Genomic DNA, 16,085 nt, shown 5'->3' on the forward strand with positions numbered 1-16,085 from the left:
TACTGGGCACGCTCCGTGCCCTGCTCCGCGATCAACGCATCAAGGGACTCAATCCACTCCGCGGTCTCTTCCGGATCACGATCAGGCAGCTGGGCAGTCAACCCGCTGAGGATGTGTGAGGTCTCTTCTCCTGCAGCCACGTCCAACCTCTCTTCATTGAATGTCTGGGCGCTTGCTCTGTGGGGGCGCTCAAGGAATTTCGTATTGTGAGAATAAAATTCTGCAATTCGAGATTACGTCTGCCGATGGGCAGCGTCAACACGGATTACGTAACCGCAACAGTCAACTGGGAAACGCTCGGCCAAGCAACCGAATGTGACCCTCCATACACTTGTGACGCCTTGACGTGACGTGACCTGAGTCATAGAGTACTTTCACTATTCAATAACTTGTTTCCGCTCTGTGGAAACAGTACGAAGTGGAGATCCACGATGCAGACGACTTCATCAGTCGGCGTCACTGAGACTCCGGGAGACACAACAGCAGGTGGGCCCAACCACCCGGCCGTGGGTAACACGGACCTTTGCGCTATTGCTTCCGAAGCCGCAGGCCGTACCATCAGCCCCAGTCTTTACAACATCGACCTCGCGCCCACCAAGGCCGCAGGCCGTAAGTGGACCAGCTACAGCATCTTTACCCTCTGGGCCAATGACGTCCACAGCCTGGGTAACTATGCCTTTGCCATTGGTCTGTTCTCGCTCGGTCTAGGCGGCTGGCAGATCCTGGTGGCACTGGGAATTGGGGCCACCCTACTCTTCGCCCTCTTGAACTTCTCCGGATTCATGGGCCAGAAGACCGGTGTTCCTTTCCCTGTCATGAGTCGTATCAGCTTCGGCATCCGTGGTGCGCAGATCGCCAGCCTCGTCCGTGGCGCTGTCGCTGTCGCCTGGTTCGGTATCCAGACATACCTGGCATCCGTGGTGCTACGCGTCATGCTCGTCGCGATGGCTCCGGGCCTGAAGCATCTGGATAGCAACTCGATCCTGGGCCTATCAACGCTGGGCTGGCTTTCCTTCGTGGCGCTCTGGATAGTTCAGCTCGTCATCGTCAGCTTCGGCATGGAAATGATCCGTAAATATGAGGCCTTCGCTGGGCCCATCATCCTGGTGACCATGGCTGCGATCGCTGTGTGGGTCTTCATCGAGGCCGGCGGAGCCATCCAGTGGAGCGGCATCAAGGGGCTCGAAGGTGGCGACATGTGGCTCACCATCTTTGCCGGTGGGGCATTGTGGGTTTCCATCTACGGGACGTTCGTTCTGAACTTCTGCGATTTCACGAGGTCCTCTGTCTCCAAGAAGTCCATCGTCAAGGGCAACTTCTGGGGCATCCCCATCAACATGCTGGTATTCGGCGCAATCGTAGTGGTCATGGCCGGCGGACAGTACAAGATCAACGGCACAGTCATCGAGAGCCCGTCGGGCATCGTCCAGAGCATCCCTAATACTCTGTTGCTTGTCCTGGCTTGCCTCGCCCTGCTGATCCTGACCATCGCCGTGAACCTGATGGCCAACTTCGTAGCACCCGTCTATGCACTCACCAACCTCTTCCCGCGGCATCTGAACTTCCGTAAGGCGGCGTGGGTCAGCGGCACCATCGGCCTCATCATCCTGCCGTGGAACCTCTACAACAACCCGATCGTCATCGTGTACTTCCTCGGTGGCCTGGGCGCCCTGCTCGGTCCGCTGTTCGGAGTGGTCATGGCCGATTACTGGCTGGTCCGCCGTGGCAAGGTCAACGTGCCCGAGCTCTACACCGATGATCCCAAGGGCGCGTACTTCTACAAGCGGGGCGTGAACCCCAAGGCCATCGTTGCCATGCTCCCCGCAGCCGCCTTGGCCATTGCCATCGCCTTCATTCCAGGCTTGGCTCCCGCGGCACCATTCGCTTGGTTCATCGGCGCCGGCGTGGCCGCACTCACGTACTTCGTTGTGGCTGACAAGAAGCAGGCCCACGAGGACGTCTCGGGCGAACCGATTGCGGTCGCCAGCACCCACTGATGTCGCCAGCACCCACTGATATAGAGGAAACCATGCGCATCCTTGTCGCAAACGTGAACACTACGCAGTCCATGACCGATTCCATCGCTGCCCAGGCCAGGGCTGCTGCCGCCCCGGGGACCGAGATCATTGGCATCACTCCGCGCTTTGGCGCCGACTCCTGTGAGGGCAACTTCGAGAGCTACCTTGCCGCGATCGCCGTCATGGACGCAGTGGTCAATTATCCCGAACCCTTCGACGCCGTCATCCAGGCAGGCTACGGCGAGCACGGTCGCGAGGGGTTGCAGGAACTCCTCGATGTCCCGGTGGTCGATATCACCGAGGCCGCTGCCAGCACAGCCATGTTCCTTGGCCATAAATATTCCGTGGTTACTACGTTGGACCGCGCCGTCCCCTTGATTGAGGATCGCCTCAAGCTTGCCGGGCTGGAGGCGCGCTGCGCCTCGGTCCGCGCCAGCGGTATGGCCGTGCTGGAACTTGAGGAACATCCGGACCGCGCCGTCGAGGCGATCGTGAGCCAGGCCGAGCAGGCTGTCTTGCAAGACAAGGCCGAAGTGATCGTGCTGGGCTGCGGCGGCATGGCTGGCCTGGACGAGCAGGTTCGGCAGCGCACCGGTGTTCCCGTTGTTGATGGTGTGGCTGCGGCTGTCACCATTGCTGAATCCTTGGTCCGGCTCGGCCTCACGACGTCCAAGGTACGCACCTATGCAACGCCGCGTCCGAAGACTGTCATAGGCTGGCCGATAACAGCAGCCCAACCGACTTCAGCCCAGCCCACTGAAGGGCAGCCCGCAGAGGCCGCGCGCTGATGCAGGCCGCTGACTAGTTGAAGGCGATTCCCCGAAAGGCCACCACGTGACTGACCCACGCCCGTCCGCAGACCCAAGGGTCGCCGTCGTGACCGGTGCCGGCTCCGGAATTGGGAGGGCAGTAGCCCGGCTCATGCTCGCCGATGGTTATCGTGTGGCGTTGGCGGGGCGTCGCGAAGCGCAGTTGCTGGAGACCGCGGGCGACCATCCGGATGCCTTGGCGGTGCCCTGCGATGTGACAGAGCCCGACGACGTCGCCCGCCTTTTCGCTGCCGTTCGCCAGCGCTGGGGCCGGGTTGATGTGCTGTTCAATAATGCAGGCATCTTCGGACCAGCCGGCGACGTTGGTGAGATCGACGTCGACGAGTGGGAGGCCACGCTGCGCGTCAATGTCACGGGCTCCATGCTGTGCGCCGCTGAGGCTGTGAGGACCATGAAGGCCCAGGAGCCGCAGGGTGGCCGCATCATCAATAACGGCTCCATCTCTGCACATTCGCCCAGGCCCAGGTCCGTCGCTTACACGGTGACCAAGCATGCGATGACCGGCCTGACCAAGAGCATTGAGCTGGATGGCCGAGACTTTGGCATCACGTGCGGGCAGATCGATATCGGAAATACCCGTACGGAGATCATGGACACCATCGGAGTCGGCTCAGGTGCGTTGCAGGCCGATGGCAGCCGTCGCGTGGAGCCGATGTTCCCTGTGGAGGACGCTGCGCGTGCGGTGCTCATGATGGCCAACATGCCGGCGTCGGCCAATGTTGGTTCCTTGGTAGTCACAGCCGCGGGCATGCCCTTTGTAGGCCGCGGCTAGCATCAAAGCACCGCCCCAAACCGTGGGCCCGTGCCGCCACCACCCACTTTGCTTTTCGAATGCCCGTGACACGCCTGCAGGAGGGTGTGTCACGGGCATTTCTGCGTCAAAGAAGGTGGTGGACGCACCAACATCCAAGCTCCAAACTAAATGTGACTTTCCACAATATGGAAATTCAATTTCCCCTTGCGGAATGATGTGAGCAGGATTACATTTGAAAACAACCCCCAAATGTGGGGCGGTTCCCAACTGATTGGTTCAGATCAATGAAGATCCCAGACTCTGCGGCGCTGAAGGCGAGTTCGGCCCCGCTGAAGAAGAAGCCACTGTATAAGTCGCTCTTTTTTCAAATCCTGATCGCCGTCGTCGCAGGTGTGCTCATCGGTCATTTTTGGCCGAACCTCGGGTCCACCCTCCGGCCGCTGGGTGATGGATTCATTCAACTCATCAAGATGATCATCGCCCCGCTGATTTTCCTCGTGATCGTCACGGGCATCTCGGCAGTCGGCGACGTCAAGGCGGTCGGAAGGGTCGGGGTCAAAGCACTCCTCTACTTCACCTGCGCCACCCTTTTCGCCCTGGTCTTCGGACTCATCGTGGGCAACATCGTTCAGCCCGGTGCCGGTCTGAACATCGATCCCTCCACGCTTTCCCAGGAAGCCGTGGACGCAAAGACCGGCCACGCAGTTCCCAAGGATGCAGCGGCCTTCCTGCTGGATGTCATTCCCACCAGCGTGATCGGCGCCTTCGCCAACAACAGCCTGCTCCAGGTACTCTTCTTCTCCGTCTTCTTCGGTGCCGCGATCGTGGTCATCGGTCGCCAGCGCTGCCTGCCCGTGATCAGCCTCATGGAGACCGTTCTGGAGCTGATCTTCAAGATCATGTCCTGGATCATGAAAGTTGCTCCCATCGGTGCTTTCGGCGCCATGGCCTTCATCATCGGCCAGTACGGGCTTGGCACACTCGGTACGTATGCGCTTCTCATCGCATCCTGCTACGGAGCCGCCGTCGTCTTTATCGGCCTGCTGTTCCTGGTGGCCTGGGGCTTCGCCCGCGTTCCGCTCTGGCACTTCCTGAAGTACACCCGCGAGGAATTCCTGCTTGCGCTTGGCACGGCTTCCACTGAAGCGGTGATGCCGCGCATCATGACCAAGCTGACCAACGCCGGCTGCTCCCGGGCAACCACCGGTCTGGTGGTTCCCACCGGCTATTCCTTCAACCTTGACGGTGCAGCGATCTACCTCTCGATCTCGCTCTTGTTCCTGGCCCAGGCATTCGGCCACCACCTTGACCTCGGCCAGCAGTTGGCCGCGCTGGGTGTGCTGCTCCTGACCTCCAAAGGCATGGCCGGCGTCCCGGGCTCATCGTTCCTGGCACTCTCGGCCACGGCTGCCGCCCTCGGCATCTTCCCGGTTGCCGGCGTAGCACTCCTCCTCGGAGCCGATCGCCTCATGGACTCCATGCGCGTCGTCGTCAACCTGCTGGGCAACTGCGTTGCCACGTTCATAGTTGCCAAGTGGGAAGGCCAGTTCGACCGCAGCGTCATGGTCCGGGCCTTCAACGGCGAGATTACCAACGAGGATTCGGCCATCATGCTCGGCCAGGAGGAAGTGTTCGAGGAACAGGAACTCGAACGCCTCAGCGAGGGCCACCACCCCTCACCGAAATTCCGTGGAGGTCCAACGGCAGACGAAATCCCGCAATTCGAGATGAGCAAGCCAGGGCAACCAACCACCCCGATCTGCCCCGACTAACTCCATAGTTTGAGTGCAACTGATGCCCTTGAGACTCAGGTCTTGAGGGCATCAGCTGTGTCAGAGGGGAAGCAGTTCCGAGAGGTCCGCGCGCAGTCCGGACGCGGCAACACGGCCAGCCGACACTGCGTCTCCCCAGGAGATCCGGCCGGTTACCAGCTCAAGCCAGGTGGCCGCGTCGCACTCTATGACATTCGGGGGAGTGCCGCGGGTGTGGCGGGGCCCCTCCACGCACTGCGTGACGCCGAACGGGGGCACGCGGACCTCCACCGAATTGCCGGGCGCGCGGGCGGTGACTTCCTCGAGCGAGTAGCGGACCGCCGTCGCGATCAAAGAGCGCGACGGCGGAGCGGCACCGGTTTCGCCGGAGGCACCTTCAGCCGAGCCTCCGACGGCGAATTGCCAGGCTGCCAGCGCAGCGCGGCCCTCCTCGACGTCAATGCGGCGTCGTGCAACTGCCATGGTTTCTTTCCTTATATAACTAGGTGACTCAGTAACGGGCCGGCTCAGTCGAGCATCGCGGATACGGCGTGGCCCAGGCGGATCTTGCCCACGGGCCGCCCGCCGCCCAGCACAGGTTCCACGACGCGTTCCAGGACGTTGGAAACCGCGGGAATGTCCACCGCGCCACTGACGGCAAGAAGGGTCAACCCCACCAAGGACGTAGCGCGAAGGTTCCCATCGAGCATCTTGACCGCGACGGTGGCACCGGTGGACGTGGCAAGGACCAGGATGCCCTCGGCGCCAATCTTGGCCAGGATGTCCAGCTCTTCCATGACGATCGTGTTTGACTCGCCCTTGCCTTGGACCGCCCACGGGTAGTCCAGCATGGAGGTGGCGATGGTGGCTGCGCGTGCGTTTGAGGAAGAATCGCCCGGCGACTTCGCCAACCGCGAATACGCCCGGGCCAGTCCGGTCAGCGAGATCGCCGCAACGGGTGCTCCGCAGCCATCAATGCCCAAATGCGAGATCGTTTCGCCGCTGTATTCCTCAATCACGGACCGCACACGTTGCTGCAACGGATGATTCGGCTCAAGGTAACTGCGAAGGTCCCAACCGTTTTCCGTGCAGGCCCAGAGGAAAGCCGCGTGCTTTCCGGAACAATTGAAGGCGAGCCTGGTCTGGCCGCGCTCGGAGCGGACAAGCCAATTGCGGGCGGTTTCGTCCTGCGGCCAAGCTGTGGGGCACTGAAGCTGATCCTCGCGGACACCTGCCGCTTTGAGCATTCCCTCCACTACGTCCATGTGATCCAGGGAACCGGTGTGGCTTCCGCAGGCGACAGCCACCTGGGCGCCCCGAAGCGGGACGCCGGACTGCATGGCAGCGAGGGCCTGGAATGGTTTCAGGGTGGAGCGGGCCAGAATGGGAGCATCGATGTCACCGAGCCGGGTGACCACGCTTCCGTCACCGGCAAGGACGACGGCAGCACCGATGTGCCGGGACTCGATAAAGCCACTGCGTTCGATGACTGCCAGTTCGACGGCGGACTCAACGTTGAACGTTTCATGCGAACTCATGGGCATGAGGCCAGTCTAGGGCGCGACGGCTGTGTTCACTGGTCACATGCGCGGTCCCGGATCCAGTCATCCGTTGCCGGGGAAGGACACAGCTTAGGCCCCGCGCCTTACACAAAGTACCCTTGAAGACTGTGAAGGTACTCGTCATTGGCCCAGGCGGCCGCGAACACGCCATTGTCCGCTCTCTGCTTGAAGATCCGAACGTTTCCGAGGTCCATGCGGCTCCGGGCAACGCAGGCATCAGCAAACTCGTTCCCACGCACGCAATTGACGGGAACAACCCGGAAGCCGTGTCCGCGCTCGCCACCAAGCTGGGCGTGGACCTGGTTGTCGTCGGTCCGGAGGCTCCCCTGGCCGCCGGTGTGTCCGACGCCGTCCGTGCCGCCGGGATCCCGGTCTTCGGCCCCAGCAAGGAAGCAGCCCAGCTCGAAGCATCCAAGGCCTTCGCCAAGCAGATCATGGCGGAAGCCGGCGTTCCCACGGCCATGGCCCGCGTTGCCACCAACGCAGAGGAAGCCGCCGATGCCCTGGCTACATTCGGCGCCCCGCACGTTGTTAAGGACGACGGCCTTGCCGCAGGCAAGGGTGTTGTAGTCACCAACGACCGCGAGGAAGCCCTCGCGCACGCGCAGGCATGCTTCGACGCCGGTGGAACAGTTGTCATCGAAGAGTTCCTCGACGGCCCCGAAGTTTCCCTGTTCGTCCTCTGCGACGGACGCACTACCGTTCCCCTTTCTCCGGCGCAGGACTTCAAGCGCATCTTCGATAACGACGAAGGCCCCAACACCGGTGGCATGGGTGCCTACACCCCGCTTGAGTGGGCTCCCGAAGGCCTGGTTCAGGAAGTCATCGACCGCGTCGCCCAGCCCACTGTGGATGAGATGGCCCGCCGGGGCACACCCTTTATCGGTGTGCTGTACTGCGGCCTGGCACTCACCTCGCGCGGCACGCGCGTCATCGAGTTCAACGTGCGCTTCGGAGACCCCGAGACCCAGGCAGTCCTCGCGCGGCTCAAGACCCCACTCGGTGCGTTGCTTCTGGCAGCTGCCAAGGGCGAACTGGACACCGCAGAGGAGCTGCGCTGGTCCAAGGACACGGCAGTCGCCGTCGTCGTGGCCGCCGAAAACTATCCGGACGCTCCCCGCACGGGGGATCGCATCCGCGGCCTGAAGAAGGTGGACGAGCTCGAGGGCGTCCACGTTGTCCACGCCGGCACCAAGCTGGACGAGGAAGGCAAAGTGGTTTCGGCCGGCGGCCGCGTCCTCGCTGTGGTCGCGCTCGGTTCCGATCTGGTGGAGGCCCGCGAGAAAGCGTACGACGGCGTTGAGCTGGTTCAGCTTGAAGGCTCACAGTTCCGTACGGATATCGGAGGCAAGGCCGCCCGCGGCGAAATCCGAGTGCCCTACGCAGCCACCGGAACCATCCCGAAAGTACAGGCCTGAGCATGACTGATTCCCTCCCCACAGGCGGTTTCAAAACCGAGACCCTGGAACTTCCGGGTTGGACGCATATCTATTCCGGCAAGGTTCGTGACCTCTACGTCCCAACCGATGAATCCATCACGGAAAAGGTCGGCCAGGAATGCGTACTGGTGGTTGCCAGCGACCGCATCAGTGCCTATGACCATGTCCTGAGCAGCGAAATCCCTAACAAGGGCCGCATCCTGACGCAGCTCAGCCTGTGGTGGTTCGACCAGTTGGAGGTTGAGCACCACGTGCTGGCCTCCACGGTTGAGGGTGGCGTTCCGGCCGCCGTCGAGGGCCGTGCCATGATCTGCAAGAAGCTGGAGATGTTCCCGGTGGAGTGCATCGCCCGTGGTTACCTCACCGGTTCCGGGCTGGAGGAGTACAAGCACTCCCGCACCGTCTGCAGCATCCCGCTTCCCGAGGGGCTTGTTGACGGTTCCCGCTTGGAGAAAGCACTGTTTACGCCATCTGCCAAGGCCGAGGTCGGCGAGCACGACGTTAACATCACCTATGACGACGTCGTGGCCATCGTCGGTGACGACATCGCCGCACGCCTCAGCGAACTCACGCTGAAGATCTACACCCGTGCTGAGGAGATTGCCCGCGAGCGGGGCATTATCCTTGCCGACACCAAGGTGGAGTTCGGCCTGGACACGTACACGGGCATCATCACGCTGGGCGATGAGGTCCTCACCCCGGACTCCTCCCGTTTCTGGGACGCATCCACTTATGCGCCCGGCAAGTCGCAGCCCTCGTATGACAAGCAGTACGTCCGCGACTGGCTGACCTCGGCCGAGTCCGGCTGGGACAAGTCCTCGGATACGCCTCCGCCAGCCTTGCCCGCTGAAGTCGTGGAGCGCACCCGTGCCCGCTACGTGGAAGCCTACGAGAAACTCACAGGGCGCACGTTCGCCTAGGTAATCCAACTGAGTCGCAGTTAAGCGCGTTTTGACCCCCCTCAAAGCGCGCTTAACTGCGACTTACTTGGGTTTAGCTGGCTTCGGAATGGGCTTCTGGATGCGTTTCGGAATGGGCTGCGGAATGGGCTTCGGGATGTGCTTCCGGGTGTGATGCAGCAGCGCGCCGTTCTGCCAGGCGGATCTCCAGGACAGCATCCATGGCTTGCTGGACCCGGTCCGAGGCCCCGGCTGCACTGAAGTCGTGCTGGGCCTCTTCCAGGTAGTGCAGGGCCTCCGTGGTTTCACCGGCTGCCTTCAAGGACTTCCCCAGCAACAGCGAAACTTCGCCAGCCGTGTGGCGGGCCAATACCTTGCGGTCCTTGTAGATCTCGCGAAGCTTGTCCACCGCGGCCGGAATATCGCCCGTCAGGTATAGCCAGCGGGCGCGGATGAAGGCTACTTCAAGCTGGTCCGTCTTGTTTCCGCCGACGATGGACAGTGCGAGCTCGGCACGTTCAATGGCGGACAGGGTTTCAGGCTCAACAATGCCGGACGACAACCTGACGGCTGCCGATGCCTTGTTGAAACGGGCCCACAGTTCGATGTCGTTGGCGGGGGAGAGCAGCTTTGCCGCGCGCTCGTGGTGCTTGATGCCCTCTACGTAGTCGTGCCGCATGAAAGCAACGTTGCCCACCACCCACGCGACCTCACCAGCCAGCTGGGACATGGAGTGCTCGTCCATGTGCTCGATCATCGTCAGGCAGTACTGCCACGCTTCGTCCAGCTTGCCGCTCTCCGCGAGGGCGCCGATCAGCGCGCGGTGCGCGCCGATGATCAGCGTGGATCCCTTGGGCAGCTGTTCGGACAGTTGCACGGCCTTCTTTGCATGCTCGACGGCGGTGGCCAGCTGACCCTGTCCGTGACAGACCGCGGCAAGCATCTGCCAGGCACGCACGCCAAGGCCTGCGGATTCCGTGGCCATCGGGTGTTCCAGTAAATGTTCGACAATTTGCTGGCATTCCCTGAGCTGGCCTTGCTTCATCACACATTCGGCCTGCATATAGGTCATATTCCACCAGGCGCTGTTGTTCTTCGCCTCGAGCGCGATCTGCGCCGCAGTTGCTGCATGGCTGGCCGCGAGTTGGTAGTCGCGCAGGTCCCACGCTTGCCGGGCATACAGGCCGGCCAGCACGTACTCGGCATCGCTTACCGAAACGGGTTGGCTCCAGGCTTCCAAAGCCTTGGGCGCCAATTCCAGCCTGCGCGCCAGCTCTTCGATGACCTCGGCAGTAGGCTCGCGTCGACCTGTCTCAAGCAGCGAAATGTAGCTCGGGGAATACAGGTTTTTGCCCAGTTCTGCCTGCGTTAACCCGCGTTCGAGCCGTTCGGCACGTAGCTTCTCGCCGAATCCGTTTCCCACGGGGCCCTCCTACAGGTGTCTTTTCACCAAAACCTTGACAGTCTCTGTGGAAAACATTTTACAATGTATGTCAACAGGGACCGTGCAATTTCCGTAACGAATCCGACTCGCATTGGGGAACATTATGTTCAAGAAAATGGCCGCTTCGGTGGCCTTGGCAGGCGCTCTCGCTTTTACGGTTGCGGCTCCCGCAGTCGTCTCTGCTGCTGCAGCGGCAGATTCCGGCTCGGTAAGTGCTATTGGTAACTGGCCCGATCCTATGAGGTCCACCACCACGGTACCTACCAAGTCAGGTGACACGACGTACACGACGTCGTCCATCGGCAACTGGCCGGATCCTATGTAAATCAGTAAGTACTGAAGAAGACCCCGGAGCGTGACGAGCGATGCTCCGGGGTTTTCTTTTGCCCGGGTACAGGCGGTGACCCTCACACTTGAGTAGATCCGGACAAACAAAAATGGCGCCGATTTCTCGACGCCATTTTCGTGTTTGGTCGGGATGACAGGATTTGAACCTGCGACCTCTTCGTCCCGAACGAAGCGCGCTACCAAGCTGCGCTACATCCCGATCCGCTGCGAAAGCAACTGTTCAAGGATAGCTGAATCGCTGCGGGATGCGAAATCGAGGAGAGGGTGTCGCTCCTCACACGAGCGAGTCCCGCCATGCTCCGTGGAGCCGGGCAAACTGGCCGCCACCAGTGATCAACTCGGCAGGTGTTCCGTCCTCAACAATCCGGCCGTCGTGGACCACCAACACCCTGTCTGCTGTCTCCACGGTGGAGAGACGATGGGCAATGATGATGGCTGTGCGGGCAGCGTTCTGGCCTGCAACACCCTCCAGAAGGTGGGCGAGTCCTGCCTGCACCATCCGCTCGGAAGGAATATCCAGCGAAGACGTGGCTTCGTCCAGGATCAGAACGGCAGGCGCGGCGAGGAAGGCCCTGGCGAATCCAATAAGTTGTCGCTGGCCCGACGAGACGCGGCCACCGCGCTTATTGACATCCGTGTCATATCCCTCGGGCAAACTCATGATGAATTCATGGGCGCCCACTGCTTTGGCCGCGGCCTCCACTTCAGCGCGGGAAGCTTCGGGCCGGCCCAACGCGATGTTCTCCGCCACGGAGCCGCTGAACAGGAAGGCTTCCTGCGTCACCATGACCACTGCGCGGCGAAGGTCGGTGGTAGCCAGATCGCGAAGGTCAATGCCGTCCAACGTGATGGCGCCTGACGTGACGTCGTAGAAGCGCGCAACGAGTTTGGCCAGAGTGGATTTGCCGGCGCCCGTCTGCCCAACCAAGGCAACGGTCTGGCCAGCGGGAATGTGCAGGTCCAGCTTTGGCACAACCACCTTGCCATCGCTGTATCCGAACTGCACGCCCTTGAAGTCGATCTCGCCGCGTGAACTCTTCAGCGGTACGGGGTTCTTTGGAGGCCGGACCGTGGGCACTTCTTCCAAGAGCCCGGATACTTTCTCCAGCGCTGCCTGTGCGCTCTGGAAGGAGTTATAGAACATGGCCATCTGGTCCACCGGCTGGAAGAAGCGCTTCGTGGACAGGATGAGTGCCAGGAGGACGCCCACAGCGAGGTCACCGCTGAGCACCCTGAACCCGCCGAACAACAGGACCGCTGCCACACACACATTGCCGATCAGCACCAGTCCTGGCTGGAAGATGCCGTTCAGGTTGATGGAGCGGACGGTGTTCTTGCGGTAGTCCTCAGCCAAGGCACCGTAGCGGTCGGCGTTCTCGCGCTCCTTGCGGAAGGCCTTCACCGCACGGATGCCCGTCATGGTTTCCACGAAGTGCACGATCAGCCGGGCCGAAACCACCCGGGATTCCCGGAACGCGATCTGTGAATGCTTTTGGTACCAGCGTGCGAGTAAGAACATGGGCACACCCGCCGCAAGCATGATCAATCCACTGCGCCAGTCCAAGGCAAACACGGTGAATGCTGTGAAGAGCATAAACAGCATGCCCGAAGCCAGGGAGCTCACGCCGGAGTCAAGCAATTCCCGCAGCGCCTCGAGGTCCGAGGTTTGACGGGCAATGATGCGGCCGGATGTGTACTTCTCGTGGAATTCAAGGCTCAACCGCTGGGTGTGCCTGAACACGCGTACCCGGAGGTCCAGCAGCATGGCCTGGCTCAATTGGGCTGTGGACGTTACGTAGAGGGCAGTCATTGCAGCAGTGGCGATTGCCGCTGCCAGGTACAACGCACCAGCGAGCACCAACGGTCCATTGTTGGCGGCCTGCAATGCGGGCAGAGCGGTGTCGATGCCAAAGGCGATCAGGGCTGGCCCCGCCACCCGGGTGAGCTGCGAAACCACCACCATCACGATCGTCATCCAGAAACGCAACCGCACCGGGCGGATCAGCGAGCCCAGCAAGGCGAGCGACCGGCGTCGTACTGCTTTGCTGTCCGCTTTGCTCAGGAGCGTGTTGTCTTCGTTGGCGGTTCCAAAAGTTGTGGCGCTCACCGTCGGGCCTCCTCGGCGTCTTCGAGCTCGTCCAATTCGCTGTCCAGGTCCCTGGGACCGGTATCCAGGCTTGCGATGACGTAGCGGTAGTGAGCGTTTTCAGCCAGCAGTTCCGTGTGGGTTCCGACGGCGGTGATGGTTCCGTTCTCGAGCAACGCCACGCGGTCCGCCAATGCCACGGTCGAAGGGCGGTGCGCGACGATGAGGGTGGTTGTCTCGTGCAGTACCTCGCGGAGCCGGGCTTCCACGCGTTCTTCGGTGTTGACGTCCAAAGCCGAGAGAGGATCGTCCAGGACCAAGACTTTCGGCTTCGCTGCGATGGCACGGGCAAGGGCTATGCGCTGCCGCTGGCCACCCGAAAGGCTCAACCCTTCCTCGCCAATCAGGGTGTCCACACCCTCTGGCAGCGAGTACGCGAAGTGAGCCTGGGCGACGTCCAAGGCTTCATCCAGGGCTGCGTCGCTGGGCTCCGGGGAGCCGAGCAGGACGTTGTCCCGTACCGAGCTGGAGAACAGGGTGGTGTCTTCGAAAGCCACCGCAACGATGCGCCGAAGTTCCTCGATCTCGTAGTCACGGACGTCCACGCCATCAATCGTCACGGAGCCTTCTGTGACATCGTAAAGACGGGGGACAAGCTGGAGCAGGGCGCTCTTGCCGCTGCCGGTGATACCCACCAGTGCCATGGTTTCGCCAGGACGAATGTCCAGGCTGATGTCGTGCAGGAGCGTCCCGCCGTCGTCGAATCCGAAGCCCGCATGCTCAAACCGCAGGGCGCCCTTCACCGTTGCCGGCAGTTCAGCCTCATCCGGCGAGGTGATGGTGTTCTCGGTGTCCATAACTTCAAAGTGGCGGTCAAGTGCAGTCTTGGCAGTCAGCGCCATGGCCAGGAGCATGCCGGAAAACTCCACGGGAGTGGCCACTACGGCGGCCGTCGCGAAGAATGCAACCAGTGAGCCGATACTCAGCTGGCCGCTTGCCGCGAGCATGATCCCAACAACCAGGCCGACGCCCAGCGCCAGCTCAGGCAGCAACGTGACCACCAGCGTGAAGCCGGCTTGCTGCTTCGCTTTGGCAATCTCAGTCTGCCGCAGCTCTTCTGCCTGGCCGTTGAAATTTTCCAGCGCTTCGCGGCTGCGGCCGAAAGCCTTCAGGACGCGGATGCCGTGGACGGACTCTTCCACGGTGGTAGCAAGATCGCCCGCCTGGTCCTGGCTGAGGCGCGTAACCCTGCTGAAGCGGCGTCGGAAGCGAAAGGAATTGACCATGATCGGGACCGCCGCGCCGAGGAAGATCAAGGCCAACTGCCAACTCATGGAGAACATGACTCCGACGCCGATGATCACTGTCAACGTGGTGACCACCAGCATGATCGCGCCGAACGCCATCCAGCGGCGCAGAAAACTCAGGTCCGTCATGGCTCGGGACAGCAATTGCCCCGAACCCCAACGGTCATGGAAAGACACTGTGAGTTGCTGGAGGTGACCATACAGCGATACCCGCATCCTGGTCTCAACCGTCGTGGCCGGGTTGATCACGAACTGCCGGCGCAGGGCCACCAGTCCCGCTTCAGCCACACCAAGCGCAAGAATCACGACGGCGGCAATCCAGACAGCGCCTGCGTCACCGCCCGGTTGAAGCGAGGTGTTGACCAATACACGCAACACCTGAGGAATGGTCAGCGCGACGATGCTGGCGAGCAGGGCGCAGAGGAGGCCCATGAAAAGCCGGGGGAGGATGGGCCGCACATGAGGGTACAGGCGGCCGACGGATGTGAAGAATGACGTTTGTTTGGACATGCCCGCTTCTCAACAGCTGGATCTTCAGATGGTGCGGAGGTAGTTTCCCGTAGCAACTACCCTATGCCATGCCGTGATTCGTTTCACAGGACCACACTTTGCTATGTGGAAAGTTCCCCAGTTATTGAGATTCGTAATGGTTCGTGCGCTTAGCTGGCCGTCCCGTTTAGCTGAGAACGGTGAGCGTCAGCTGCGGGCAGTGAGGGTCAGCAGGACTGCTTCGGGGCGGCAGGCGATCCGGACCGGGGCGTAGCGCGAGGTGCCAATGCCGCCCGAGACGTTCACCGGCGTCGTGAATCCATCGCTTTCCCAATCGTGGAGGCCTTTGGCCCGCCATGTCGGAAGGTCGCAGTTGGAGACGAGGGCGCCGTAACCCGGGATGCAGATCTGGCCGCCGTGGGTGTGTCCGGCGAGGATCAGATCTGCCGCGGCCTCGGTGAAATGATCCAGCACGCGCTGGTACGGAGCGTGGATGACTGCCACCCTCAGGTGGGGACGGGTATCCTGGTTCACGGTGCCGCGGGGCCAGCCCGCATAACGCTCGCGCTTCAAGTGGGGATCATCCACACCCGAGAAATCGAAACGCAGTCCGTTCAAAACCACCGACTGGGCTCGGTTGGTGAGGTCGATCCAGCCTCCCATGCCGAACGCAGACCGCAACCTCGGCCAGTCAAGCTTGATGGGATCGGTCCTGAGCTTGGACGGTCCGCGGAAGTAGCCCGCAGGGTTCTTGATCCTGGGTGCGTAGTAGTCGTTGGAGCCCGGGACGAAGACGCCGGGAAATTCCATGAGAGGCCGGAGAGCGCTGATCAGCGGATCGACCGCCTGTTCGTGGCTGAGGTTGTCGCCGGTGTTGACTACAAGATCGGGCTTCAGATCCGACAAAGACTGCAGCCATTGGGTTTTCTTGTCCTGTCCCGGAACGAAGTGGATATCACTCAGGTGCAGTACCCGGAACGAATCCGAACCTTCGGGGAGGATCGGGAGGGTCTCCTGGCGGACTTCGAACTGGTCCTTTTCCCACCAACCGTAAGCAGCAGCTGCCGCGCCCGCAGCGGCACCGAGGGCAGTAGTGACGGCGAAACCGCGCCCGATCGTGCGGACGCGGTTTGCCAGAGAATCAGAGAAGGGCACGGG

At 61.7% G+C, this 16,085-nt stretch carries 13 protein-coding genes and 1 tRNA gene; 7 read left to right on the forward strand and 7 right to left on the reverse strand.

Translation table 11 applies throughout. The annotated features are described in order from the left end of the window. Nucleotides 1-431: 431 nt before the first annotated feature. The 4 genes from AB4Z15_RS20165 (at nucleotide 432) to AB4Z15_RS20180 (ending at nucleotide 5,374) form a co-directional block, all read left to right on the forward strand. Nucleotides 432-1,997, forward strand: coding sequence for an NCS1 family nucleobase:cation symporter-1 (locus tag AB4Z15_RS20165; protein WP_442018687.1), 1,566 nt, complete (start codon nucleotides 432-434; stop codon nucleotides 1,995-1,997). A 32-nt stretch (nucleotides 1,998-2,029) separates the two neighbouring features. Further along, entirely contained in the window at nucleotides 2,030-2,806 is a 777-nt protein-coding gene (locus AB4Z15_RS20170; protein WP_442018688.1) for an aspartate/glutamate racemase family protein, read from the forward strand. A 46-nt stretch (nucleotides 2,807-2,852) separates the two neighbouring features. Next, nucleotides 2,853-3,620: an SDR family oxidoreductase gene (locus AB4Z15_RS20175; protein WP_442003411.1), complete on the forward strand. Its 768-nt coding sequence runs from the start codon at nucleotides 2,853-2,855 to the stop codon at nucleotides 3,618-3,620. Between the two features lie 266 nt (nucleotides 3,621-3,886). Next, the gene (locus AB4Z15_RS20180; protein ID WP_442003412.1) at nucleotides 3,887-5,374 is read left to right on the forward strand and encodes a cation:dicarboxylate symporter family transporter; all 1,488 of its coding nucleotides are present in this window, start codon (nucleotides 3,887-3,889) and stop codon (nucleotides 5,372-5,374) included. 60 nt (nucleotides 5,375-5,434) lie between these two features. On the opposite strand, the gene AB4Z15_RS20185 is transcribed toward AB4Z15_RS20180, so the two are convergent. Both AB4Z15_RS20185 and AB4Z15_RS20190 read right to left on the reverse strand, forming a co-directional pair. Further along, nucleotides 5,435-5,836, reverse strand: coding sequence for a sterol carrier family protein (locus tag AB4Z15_RS20185; RefSeq protein ID WP_442018689.1), 402 nt, complete (start codon nucleotides 5,834-5,836; stop codon nucleotides 5,435-5,437). A 44-nt stretch (nucleotides 5,837-5,880) separates the two neighbouring features. Further along, nucleotides 5,881-6,897 (reverse strand): asparaginase, encoded by a 1,017-nt coding sequence (locus AB4Z15_RS20190; RefSeq protein WP_224088869.1) that lies wholly within the window; start codon nucleotides 6,895-6,897, stop codon nucleotides 5,881-5,883. Between the two features lie 125 nt (nucleotides 6,898-7,022). Between AB4Z15_RS20190 and purD the strand changes: the two genes are divergently transcribed. Together purD and AB4Z15_RS20200 are read left to right on the forward strand one after the other, a co-directional pair. After that, nucleotides 7,023-8,333: a phosphoribosylamine--glycine ligase gene (purD, locus tag AB4Z15_RS20195; RefSeq protein WP_442018724.1), complete on the forward strand. Its 1,311-nt coding sequence runs from the start codon at nucleotides 7,023-7,025 to the stop codon at nucleotides 8,331-8,333. Between the two features lie 2 nt (nucleotides 8,334-8,335). Beyond that, the gene (locus AB4Z15_RS20200) at nucleotides 8,336-9,274 is read left to right on the forward strand and encodes a phosphoribosylaminoimidazolesuccinocarboxamide synthase (protein WP_442018690.1); all 939 of its coding nucleotides are present in this window, start codon (nucleotides 8,336-8,338) and stop codon (nucleotides 9,272-9,274) included. Between the two features lie 73 nt (nucleotides 9,275-9,347). Here AB4Z15_RS20200 and AB4Z15_RS20205 read toward each other — a convergent pair whose 3' ends face one another. Beyond that, complete coding sequence (locus AB4Z15_RS20205; RefSeq protein WP_442018691.1) at nucleotides 9,348-10,676, reverse strand: helix-turn-helix domain-containing protein; 1,329 nt, start codon at nucleotides 10,674-10,676, stop codon at nucleotides 9,348-9,350. A gap of 124 nt (nucleotides 10,677-10,800) precedes the next feature. Here AB4Z15_RS20205 and AB4Z15_RS20210 point away from each other — a divergent pair, with 124 nt between their 5' ends. Beyond that, on the forward strand, nucleotides 10,801-11,022 hold the full coding sequence (locus AB4Z15_RS20210) for a hypothetical protein (protein WP_224165320.1): 222 nt from the start codon (nucleotides 10,801-10,803) through the stop codon (nucleotides 11,020-11,022). Between the two features lie 145 nt (nucleotides 11,023-11,167). Here AB4Z15_RS20210 and AB4Z15_RS20215 read toward each other — a convergent pair. The 4 genes from AB4Z15_RS20215 to AB4Z15_RS20230 form a co-directional block, all read right to left on the reverse strand. Continuing rightward, a tRNA-Pro gene (locus AB4Z15_RS20215) sits at nucleotides 11,168-11,244 on the reverse strand. 75 nt (nucleotides 11,245-11,319) lie between these two features. After that, a complete protein-coding gene (locus tag AB4Z15_RS20220; RefSeq protein WP_442018692.1) occupies nucleotides 11,320-13,152 on the reverse strand; it encodes an ABC transporter ATP-binding protein in 1,833 nt (610 codons plus the stop codon). After that, on the reverse strand, nucleotides 13,149-14,948 hold the full coding sequence (locus tag AB4Z15_RS20225) for an ABC transporter ATP-binding protein (protein WP_442018693.1): 1,800 nt from the start codon (nucleotides 14,946-14,948) through the stop codon (nucleotides 13,149-13,151). The genes AB4Z15_RS20220 and AB4Z15_RS20225 overlap by 4 nt, the downstream gene beginning before the upstream one ends. Nucleotides 14,949-15,134: 186 nt before the next feature. Further along, nucleotides 15,135-16,082, reverse strand: coding sequence for a metallophosphoesterase (locus tag AB4Z15_RS20230; RefSeq protein WP_442018694.1), 948 nt, complete (start codon nucleotides 16,080-16,082; stop codon nucleotides 15,135-15,137). Nucleotides 16,083-16,085: the final 3 nt, after the last annotated feature.

The sequence above is a fragment of the Paenarthrobacter sp. 2TAF44 genome (assembly GCF_052114885.1).
GTDB lineage: Bacteria > Actinomycetota > Actinomycetes > Actinomycetales > Micrococcaceae > Arthrobacter.

Bases quoted from the DNA above. Each gene is read 5' to 3' on its own strand.
- AB4Z15_RS20165 (WP_442018687.1), top strand. From the start codon at position 432: ATGCAGACGACTTCATCAGTCGGCGTCACTGAGACTCCGGGAGACACA.
- AB4Z15_RS20170 (WP_442018688.1), top strand. From the start codon at position 2,030: ATGCGCATCCTTGTCGCAAACGTGAACACTACGCAGTCCATGACCGAT.
- AB4Z15_RS20180 (WP_442003412.1), top strand. From the start codon at position 3,887: ATGAAGATCCCAGACTCTGCGGCGCTGAAGGCGAGTTCGGCCCCGCTG.
- AB4Z15_RS20185 (WP_442018689.1), bottom strand. From the start codon at position 5,836: ATGGCAGTTGCACGACGCCGCATTGACGTCGAGGAGGGCCGCGCTGCG.
- AB4Z15_RS20190 (WP_224088869.1), bottom strand. From the start codon at position 6,897: ATGCCCATGAGTTCGCATGAAACGTTCAACGTTGAGTCCGCCGTCGAA.
- AB4Z15_RS20200 (WP_442018690.1), top strand. From the start codon at position 8,336: ATGACTGATTCCCTCCCCACAGGCGGTTTCAAAACCGAGACCCTGGAA.
- AB4Z15_RS20210 (WP_224165320.1), top strand. From the start codon at position 10,801: ATGTTCAAGAAAATGGCCGCTTCGGTGGCCTTGGCAGGCGCTCTCGCT.
- AB4Z15_RS20225 (WP_442018693.1), bottom strand. From the start codon at position 14,948: ATGTCCAAACAAACGTCATTCTTCACATCCGTCGGCCGCCTGTACCCT.